This window comes from Tumebacillus lacus (assembly GCF_026410385.1).
Lineage (GTDB): Bacteria > Bacillota > Bacilli > Tumebacillales > Tumebacillaceae > Tumebacillus > Tumebacillus lacus.
In genome coordinates this window covers 1-7,753 of sequence record NZ_JAPMLT010000020.1, presented here as the reverse complement: position 1 = coordinate 7,753, position 7,753 = coordinate 1, and the positions used below count along the sequence as shown (strand labels likewise).

Genomic DNA, 7,753 nt, shown 5'->3' with positions numbered 1-7,753 from the left:
GGGAGAGTTGACTTGATTCTCCCGTTTTTCCTTTTCTGAATTCGCTATGAACGCTCGGCCATATTATCCGTCAACCTTTGGACATTAGACGCAGTCAGTTTTCGGACAATATAGGGCGGTAATAACAGTTTGGAAGCGATCTCATAGGATCGAGCTCCTATACCAGTCCAAGTGCTATTATCAGTCAGAGAAGCGACTGATTTATCTATCTGATTTGATTTTTGTCGTAACTCCGTACTGGCAGCAGCAAAACGTTGTGCGCCGGCACGAATGATCGATGTATTGGCGATGTACCTCATGACTACCTCCCTAAAAATGGATACATTTCCGATTATAGTTTTTAAAACGCGAACCTTCAATCGCAATTTTAAAGTTTCGGGATGAGTGCAGTGCATTTGGAAAGGTTGATGTATTGTTGATACAAATGGCAACATCATTTCGGCTTTTCCGAAAAAGAAATAATCTGATACTAGGAGGGTGTGAATTTTGAAGTATTCTTTTGAGACAGAAATAGTGGTCGCAGCCGATCAGCAATGGCTTGTGTGTAAACTCCCGGATCAAATAAAAGTAGTCGAGGAATTTCTGGGAGTCGAGATACAGGAAAGAGGCGGTGCTGCAGAGTTTTTTATGGAAGCAATCGATAAGGTTCTTTCAGGGAAGGACGAAGCACAATATGTGAGTGGTAATGTCATAGCGCTTGACGTTATGAAGGATCAGACGTTTGTGACGGAGATGCTTGCTGACGATGGGATCGGCAATGCCTGCTATATCGAGACGGAAGAATTGAAGAAATTGATCCTTGTCTGGCTGGACGAGCTGGAGAAGTTCAATCAGTCTCAGAAAGACTAGAAATAAACGGAGCCCCTGTAGGGGCTTTTTATTTGCTGGAATCTACCAAATGGTCTATGATTGATCGGTTTTGGTACTTGGTATTTTATAAGAGTTGTGCCGAGTCGAAAGTGTAGGGGGAGTTTTTTTTAGCATCGAAGTAAAGGGGAAATTGTTGCTTCACTTGAAAAAAGGAATCACGATGCTGGAGGGATATATCCGTGTCGAGCCGGATGGTACTTTGGAGGACGTGTTGAAGAGGTGCAGGGTAGCGGAGGAACGAATCCAGACAAAAGCAACATCGGATTTGACTCGCCTCGATCTTCCCGTTTTTAACCTTGCACGTATGGTGGCTGACGCAAGCAGTAGCGCGATTACGGGATGGGACGATCCGATATTTGACGTTTTGAGTGAGGTAGGAAGTTTAGCTGAGCGGTTGTTGAAGGGAGTATAGTGAAAGTAAGAGGGGAGAAACCTGATGTTTTGAAAAATAGAAGTCAAAGGAGTTTTGGAGGACTTTTCATGAAATACCAACCGGTGATGGAACAAGGGAAAGCGTGAACGCAAGTGAGACACCAAAAGTCAGCGTGGTGGAGGAAATGGGCGATCAGATAAGGACGAAGGATCTGTTGATACACGCCTGTGACAAGGTGATCAGGATGGTTGAAACGTATCATCAAATCGATCCTGATGAAAGTTTGGCATCTGCTCTGAAGAACTATCGGAAGACAAAAGAGTTGTTGTTGGCAACGGATGATGTCTCGAAGGTGTGCCGTGATGACCTGCCGATCTATCATTTGGTGCGGCAGGTGGCAGATGGCACGAGCAAGGCGATCAAAGATTGGAATGATCCGATTTTTTATGTGATGGGTGAGGTCTGTGAGTGGGCGGATAAATGGTTGAATGAAGCAACCGGGTCGGGGAGCAATTGATCGATAGAGCAACCGGTCTGGAAACGTCGTGAATCAAGAGCATGAATTTGGAGGCAACATGCGATATCCATATGCAAATACGTATTTGATCCGCTCGGGAGCGCAGCGGTTTTCGTTTGCGGCGATGGAGATGCGGCAGTCGGCGCAGAAGATCGAGAGTCTGACGTACTCTGTCCATGACGGTGCGAGTGGGTGGCAGGGTGCCGGGTATGAGGCGTTTCAGTCGGTGGCTGGGAATTTGAAGGGCGATACGCTGACGTCGAGCCATGCGTTTGAGCAGGTGGCTTCGGCGTTGAGCAGCTTGGCAGGAAGTTATGACGGTATCAATCGGATGTATCAGCAGGTCGAGCAGATGGATCAGGAGATTCATTCATTGGAAGGGCAGCTCTACTATGCGGATGAGGAACGGCGGGATGCGCTGCGGGACAGTCTGTCGCATGTGAGGTATCGCAGGCGTGCGCTGTTGCAGGAAGCGGAGAGGGAGGAGCACCAGGCCAATGCCAGAGCTGCGGCTGCGTTTGACGAGGCGGGGGCAATGGCGAATCGGATGTATTTCGATGCCGGTGCGGTGTTCGCGATGCAGGCGACACAGGCGGCGCGGCAGGTGAAAGAGTTCTTTGGCGATATGAAAGACAAGGCGGGGCAGGTGTTTCGGCAGGTGTTGCCGGAGGAGTTCCGGGACTTTGCGGAGGATTTGCGTCGCGGTTTTTGTATAATCAGTCGATGGAACTGGCCGACCCGTTGCATGAACCGTTTCCGGAGGGGCGGTCGAAGTCTTATCAGATGGGTTTGCTGAGTGCGGATGTGTTTACGGCGTTGGAAGGGATCGCGCTGATCTTCGGTGGTGGGGCTCTGGTGATCGGCGGTAGTGCGGAAGCGGTGATCACCTCGGAGACCATCGTCCTCCCCGCTATCGGGGTCGCGGCTATAGCGGCCGGGGGTACGGTGTCCGGGATCGGGTACAAGCAGTATACGAACTCGACGAAGCAGTTGGGGAAGGACTGGGCGCTGTTTGCGAAGAGCGGGAGCGGGGGTTCGAATCCGAGCCCGAAGCCGTCGTCTCCGTCGTCCGGGCAGAGTGCGGTGGATGTGCAGAAGATCTTGCAGGAGTATCGGAACCTGCAGAACACGCAGAACTTCCGCCCGTCGGCGATCAAGCATATTATGGAGGGGGATTTGAACGCGAGAGGACAGGCGGGGGGTTATCATTATGAAAATATCCCGAACACTCCGGGAAAACTGATCTCAGGTACGGAGTCAACACCTGATCCATTCGGAGTCTACAAAGGAAGAGTTGAGGTAAACGGTGTCTCGAAGATATCGAACGGGGGCAGGTCTACTTTCTTCCCGAAAGATATGAGCCCGCAAGAGATTATCAATTCAATAAACGAGGCTTTCTCGTCTAAGAGGCTTGTTCGTGGAAATGTTTATTCAGGCACGGTTCAGAGCGGACCGAAAGCAGGTATGGTGATCGAGATGTTTCTTGATACTGGTGGTAAAATTATTAGTGCTTACCCCAAATAATAGATTCAAGCAGGAGGTTGCTTTTTATGAAGTACACATACGAACCAGAAATATTGGATATGGGTGATCATCGGAGACTCTTTTTTAAGCTACCTGATGAGATCAAGTTGGTCGAGGTGTTTTTGGGGATTGAAATTCAAAGCATGGAGGGAGATGGTGAGTTCTTTCTTGAAGCGATTGAGAGAGTTCTCATGGAAACTGATGAAATACAGGTGGTTCACGGCAATGTCGTTGCTCTCGAAATCCTCAAGGGACAGACGCATGTAGTAGAAATGTTAGCCGATGACGGTTTGGGCAATGCCTGCTACATTGAAACGGAAGAGCTGAAGAAATTGATCTATGTCTGGCTCGACGAGCTGGAGAAATTCAATCAGGATCAGAAAGCATAGAAATACACGGAGCCCCTGTAGGGGCTTTTTTATTTGCCTGAATCTACCAAATATCTTATAATTGACTAGGTTTGGTAAATGGTATTTTATCTGGTGTTATCAAGTTTCTGAACTGATAAATAGATTTATATTCTCTAGGAGGTTGGATTGAATGAAACGGATGGCGAAGTGGGGCGTGGCAACGGTAGCGTTTGCGGTGTTGATGGCGGGGGTGCCTGCACCGGGGGCTATGGATCATACGGCGGTGGCTGTGGGGGACGAGTTCCGGGATGTGCCGAGCAATGCGTGGTATGCGCCGTATGTGCGCGGCTTTGTGAAGACGGGGATCGTCAATGGATTTGGCGACGGGTCGTTTAAGCCGGAGGAGTCGATCACGCGGGCGCAGTTTGTGCAGATCCTCTATAAAGTGATGGGACAGCCGTCTGTGACGGGTACCGATACCGGATATGCGGATGCGACGAGCGGGTGGTATGTGCCGGCGTTGGTGTATGCGAAGAAAAACGGAGGGCTGGACCAGTTTCCGGCTGCGGACCGATTTGAAGAGGGCAAGCCGTTGACGCGCGGGGAGGCGGCTCGTCTGTTGTGGAATCTGATCGGGTATGACGAGGAGCGTCAAAAGCAACCGGACGCGGTGCAATTCCCGCAGGCGTTCAAGGCGGGGAGTGCTGGGCAGAAGGAGTTTGCGGATCAGGCGTCGTTCCCGGGCTATGCGGTGCTGCCCGTGCGGGAGTTGGCGGCGAACGGGGTGTTGAACGGGTACGGGGACGGCACGTTTAAACCGGAGCGGTCGATCACCCGCGCTGAGGCGACGAAGATGCTGGATACTGCGTTGCGCAAGGTCGGGTATCCGGCGCTGGTCAGTGGGCAGGTGTCGCAGGCGGCGTTTATCGCGTCGATGTACACGGTGCTCTCGAAGGCGAGCACGATGGAGGGGCGCAAGTTTGACTACAGCCAGAATGTGCCGGAGCCGCGTGATGCCCGCACGTCGCCGAACGGTGGGGGCTACACGGCGGAGAAGGTCGGGATCAAGGCGGAGCAACCGAGCGGGCAAGTGAGCGCGGCGTTGGCTGCGAATTGGCTGGGGAAATGGGCGGTGGAGGCGCGCAATGTGTCGTTCCAGTACAATGTGTCGTCCGATCCGTATGAGTGGGCGCAGATCAACGGCTGGTTCGAAGGCACGAGCGTGAAGGGGCGCAACGATGTGATCCAGCCGGACGATCTGGATCAGCTGAATCGCAATCTGCAGGCGTGGTTGATCGGGTATCGGATGGAAGGGCACACGGTGTATTTCCACTGGCCGATGGTGCCGTATGAGCCGATGTTTAAGGGGATTCATGCGCGTCCGGGTGCTGAGGGCGAGGCGTTCAAGGATGACAACCGGATTCGTGAGACGATGAAGAAAGCGACGGCGATTTATAATCAGGCGAAGGTGACGGTTGAGAATGGGAAGGTCACGTATTGGGAGCCGAAGTCGGCGACGGAGCGGGCTTTTATTGAGATGGGGGTTTATGGGGATCGCAATACAAAACGGATGCCTCATCTCTTCACCGCGTCTTACGATGACTTGTCAAACACGTACCCAATTCAAGATACGACAGTGGCAGGGGTGAATTATTACTATGTAGGCATGTCACCTGTTCACTTGGAATTGGTAGGGCATGGTGGATATGCAAGTTTTGATTACTCCTTTAAGCTTAATGCTTCTCATAGTGTGATCTCGGTGGAAATGGGTTCGAATGTGGAAGGCGACGGTTCGGTCGGAACAGAGGATGCCAATATTATTACAAATTACCCGCTCATGGCAGTGAGAAATTAGGGTGACTGAAGAGGGTTATCTATGAAAAGGAGAAGGGATTGGATTCGTAAAGGAGCATCATTGCTGTTGGTCTTATCTGTACTGGTTGCAGTTCCGGGGGTGGCGATGGCTGGGATCAGTACTTTGGGGTTTCTTACACAAGGATATGACCCAGGCAACGATGAGATTTATTATTATACGGTAGGTTCCTATAACTTCAATTTTATGACAGCGAATCCGTGGGGAATAAATGAGCGAACCACACTGCATGGTTATTCCTTTGAACAAAAAGGGGACTTCGGAACTCTATGGTCCTATCAGTTTTTTGATGCAAATCAAAAAAATGTATCATTTGGTGGACACGACTTCGTCCCGCCGAGCCAAGCACAGACGATTATGCAAGCGAATCGGGCCAACCCAGCGTGGGTAAAAGTGAAAATGGCCGAGCATAGCGGCATTGTAAAGCTGAGGGACAATTTTGGTACGGTCGAATCCGAATCTGGAAGTCGTGACTTCTGGGCGAACGGCTATCTCATGCCGTGGACGGGGCATCACGATGCGAAGCGGACGATCACCGATGCCGGGTTTGACAACCAAGATCAGATCACGGGTCGGTGGTATCGCCAATACTACGACCACGCCGCGTGGACGAGTGCGAAGCCGCCGACTGTGCGGGCGACGATCACCGCTCCAAGCGGGAAATTTGAGCCGGGGCAGGATTTCGCTGTCTCGGCCAAATTTACGTCGCCGGAGGATGCGCATAACCAAGTGCCGTCCGGGTATCCATCGGGGCATCGCTATTATGCGGCGTTGTTTGACGCCAGCGGCAATCATATCAAGCCGCTGCGCATCGGCGGCGGGGGATTCCAGATGTACGGGCTCGATCTGAGCAAGATCCCGAATGGCAGCTATGATGAGTTCCGCGTGGAACGGCAGGATCTCAACACCGTCCACAACGGTGGCACGTCGACCTCCGGCACCGACACGTTCACCATCCCGGCCTCCGACACGGCAGGACTGGAAAAGGGGACGTACTACGCGGTGATCTACATCTTTGACGAACTGCGCCGCTACGGCTACCAAAAGGTGCCGCTGGTGCTGGGCGGCGGTGCGGCTCCGACCCCAGGGGACGGGATGAGCGGCACCGATCTGACGCCCAATCCGACGGCGGTGATCGCGGCCGACTCGCGGGGGGACGAGCAGTTTGACGTGCTGGACGGCATCCCGACGTCGGAGAGCCTGTATGTGAACGCCAAAACGAAAAACTTTCTCTACGACTACCAGTACACGCAGATGAAAGGGGAGAAGATCTACAACATCACCTTCACGAAAACGTACACGTGGAGCGTGGACAACTACGACGAAACGGGAGCGTGGATCGGCTCGACTCCTGGCTCGTATGAAGACTCTCAGACGATCCCGGTGACTCGCGAGTACTCCTACTGGGTGCTGAAGAAGCTGGAGGTCTACGGCATCCAGAACGCGGTGGTGGAGAACTTTTCCCTGCCGAATGAACGGGTCACGCTTACCCCGCAGGACGGCTACCGGGTACCTGCCGTCCAGTCGAAACACAGCGACGCGGAGGAAGACCATCTGATCGAACCGGAGCCGCCGGAGGTGGTGCCGCTCGGCACGGAGGATCTCGGCTCCGGGGACTCGGCACCGGCGATCCCGACGGAGGACTACACGGGACAGGCGGAGGATCTGGTCGAGGAGATCCGGGTGAAGAATGACCGGTTTTCTTTCAACGGGACGGTGCTGATGTCCGACCAAGAAACAGAAAAAGACGGCCCGACCCCATCGGGCATCCCGGCGGCGGAGGAGATCGGGGAGGATGTGCTCTTTGGCGAGAACTATGTGATCCACCCGCAGAAGAGCAACTATGACAGCGCACCGTCTGACGGCACGGTCACGTACGCGCCGGTGCCGGGCGTGCTCGGGTCGCCGTCTGCGAAGACCTACCCGATCCCGGGAATCAATCCGGTGACGGTGCATACGCCGGTCGTCAACTACTCCTATACGTCGGACGACTACCGCTACAACCAGATGACGCAGCCGGATCGCAACCGGATGACGTTTATCCTCGACCGCCCCTTCACGGTGACGATGCCGACGACCGGGCAGCATTTGGCTATCAAAGGATACGGCAACCGCGACTATGCGAAGTACACGAAGAGTCGGCAGGTGAGCTTCCCGTTTGACGTGTGGATCGGGGGCAAGAACAGCACCCGGTATATACGGGCCAATCAGTGGATCGAGATCCCGGCGGGGCAGCAGTCGCTGGG

Annotated in this window: 7 protein-coding genes; all 7 read left to right on the top strand. The window is 53.3% G+C overall.

From position 1 onward, the window contains the following. The first annotated feature begins 486 nt into the window (after nucleotides 1-486). Complete coding sequence (locus OS242_RS21010) at nucleotides 487-849, top strand: hypothetical protein (protein ID WP_267153641.1); 363 nt, start codon at nucleotides 487-489, stop codon at nucleotides 847-849. Between the two features lie 536 nt (nucleotides 850-1,385). After that, nucleotides 1,386-1,760, top strand: a complete 375-nt coding sequence (locus OS242_RS21005; protein WP_267153640.1) for a hypothetical protein — start codon at nucleotides 1,386-1,388, stop codon at nucleotides 1,758-1,760. A 58-nt stretch (nucleotides 1,761-1,818) separates the two neighbouring features. Further along, nucleotides 1,819-2,556: a WXG100 family type VII secretion target gene (locus OS242_RS21000; RefSeq protein WP_267153639.1), complete on the top strand. Its 738-nt coding sequence runs from the start codon at nucleotides 1,819-1,821 to the stop codon at nucleotides 2,554-2,556. Continuing rightward, nucleotides 2,544-3,284: an EndoU domain-containing protein gene (locus OS242_RS20995; protein ID WP_267153638.1), complete on the top strand. Its 741-nt coding sequence runs from the start codon at nucleotides 2,544-2,546 to the stop codon at nucleotides 3,282-3,284. The genes OS242_RS21000 and OS242_RS20995 overlap by 13 nt, the downstream gene beginning before the upstream one ends. Before the next feature lie 26 nt (nucleotides 3,285-3,310). After that, nucleotides 3,311-3,673, top strand: coding sequence for a hypothetical protein (locus OS242_RS20990; RefSeq protein ID WP_267153637.1), 363 nt, complete (start codon nucleotides 3,311-3,313; stop codon nucleotides 3,671-3,673). Nucleotides 3,674-3,824: 151 nt separating this feature from the next. Next, on the top strand, nucleotides 3,825-5,489 hold the full coding sequence (locus OS242_RS20985) for an S-layer homology domain-containing protein (protein WP_267153636.1): 1,665 nt from the start codon (nucleotides 3,825-3,827) through the stop codon (nucleotides 5,487-5,489). Between the two features lie 417 nt (nucleotides 5,490-5,906). Then, nucleotides 5,907-7,753 (top strand): DUF5704 domain-containing protein (locus OS242_RS20980; RefSeq protein WP_267153635.1); only part of this gene is annotated, 1,847 nt, incomplete at its 3' end.